Below are 1,586 nucleotides of genomic sequence, written 5' to 3' on the forward strand. Positions count from 1 at the left end.
CGGGACCCCGTCGACGACCGCGCCGGTGCTGCCGCCGCTGCTCGCCGACCCGACCGCGTCGCAGGCGCTCGTCCCGGGGCGCCCGGTGGTGCTGGTGCTCGGCCGCGGCACGGCGCGCGCCGCCCTCGTCGACGCCGCGGCGGCCGTCCGCGTGGCCGGGGGCGAGATCGTCGGGTGCGTGATCGTCTGAGCGCGGGGGCGGCGACGCTGCCCGCGCCGCCCCCGCTCGCGCTCTCGGACGGACGCGCCGCGGTGCGCGTCTCGACCGTGTTGCGGGCGGCGCTGTGGGCGCTGCTCGCGGGGAACCTCGTCCGGCTCCCCGCGCTGACGTCGGGCGCCCGCGAGGCGCCGGTGTCCGTCAACGACCTGGCCGTGCTGGCGCTGCTGACGGTGGGCGTCGTCGCGGGCGCCTCGGCGCGCTCGTTCGTGCTCGACGCGGTCACCCGGCGCGGGCTGCTGTTCGCGGCGGTGGGCGCCGCGTCGGCGGCGTGGGCGGTCCCGCGCTTCGGGCTCTCGGGCGCGGAGCTGGGCTTCAGCCTGGCGTACCTGGCGCGCTGGCTCGCCTACTTCGCCATCTACCCGGTGGTGATCAACGGGCTGCGGCTGGCCGACGTCGCGGCGGTGTCGGCGACGCTCCAGCGCGCGATCCTCGTGTTCGCGGCGTTCGGCATCGTGCAGGCGGCGCTGCTGCCGGGCTTCGCGCAGATCGTCTATCCCGAGTCGACGGTGTACGTCGACTGGGACCCGCAGGGGCACCGCCTGGTCTCGACGATCCTCGACCCGAACTTCGCCGGCGGCTTCATCGCCATCGGGCTCGTGCTCACGCTGGCGCGGGTGTCGTGCGGGGTGCCGGGGCTCGGGCTCCCGCTGGCGGTGCTGGTGACGGCGCTGCTGCTGACCGTGTCGCGCTCGTCGATGCTGGCGGCGCTCGTGGGCGCGCTGGTCGTCGCCGGCGCGGCGGGGCTATCGCGCCGCATGGCCCGCGTCGGCGCCGCGCTGGTGCTGCTCTCGCTCCCGGCGCTCCCCGCGCTCCTGAACTTCGCGGCGTCGTTCAACAAGCTCTCGATCGACGCCTCGGCGCTGACGCGGGTGGTGTCGTGGCTGCGCGCGCTGCAGGTGCTCGGCGACCACCCGGTGCTGGGGATCGGGTTCAACACCTACGGCTTCGTGCAGCGCGCGTACGGCTGGGAGAGCGGGCGCGGCGCGTTCGGCTTCTCGCTCGACGGCGGGCTGCTGTTCATCGCGGTGATGACGGGCGTCGTCGGGCTGGCGGTCTACCTCGGGATGTGCGGCCGCGTCGTGCGCCACGCGCGCGGGATCTGGCGCGACGGGGCGCAGCCGGCGGAGCACCGGGCGCTGGCGGTGGGCGCCGTCGCGGCGACGGTCGCGCTGATCGTGCACAGCGTGTTCGTGAACAGCCTGCTGCTCCCGTTCCTGATGGAGCCCCTCTGGGTGCTCTGGGGGCTCGTGTACGTGATCGCCGCCGCGCCGGCGCGCGGGGGCGCGACACCGCGGCGCTCCCCGCCGGCGCGCAGGCCGTCGCGGCCGAGGCGCCGGCGCCCGGCGCGCTGGCGGTCGACGCGCGC

At 76.8% G+C, this 1,586-nt stretch carries 1 protein-coding gene and 1 pseudogene; both read left to right on the forward strand.

Annotated elements, in window-relative coordinates; all coding sequences use genetic code 11:
* A pseudogene (locus tag PYV61_RS25155) lies at window positions 1–190 on the forward strand (hypothetical protein); the annotation flags it as partial.
* Window positions 175–1,586: O-antigen ligase family protein (locus PYV61_RS25160; protein ID WP_275836630.1), on the forward strand; the 1,412-nt coding region annotated here is incomplete at its 3' end. The pseudogene PYV61_RS25155 and the gene PYV61_RS25160, both read left to right, overlap by 16 nt.

Origin of the sequence: Roseisolibacter sp. H3M3-2 (assembly GCF_029211165.1) — a bacterium.
Lineage (GTDB): Bacteria > Gemmatimonadota > Gemmatimonadetes > Gemmatimonadales > Gemmatimonadaceae > Roseisolibacter.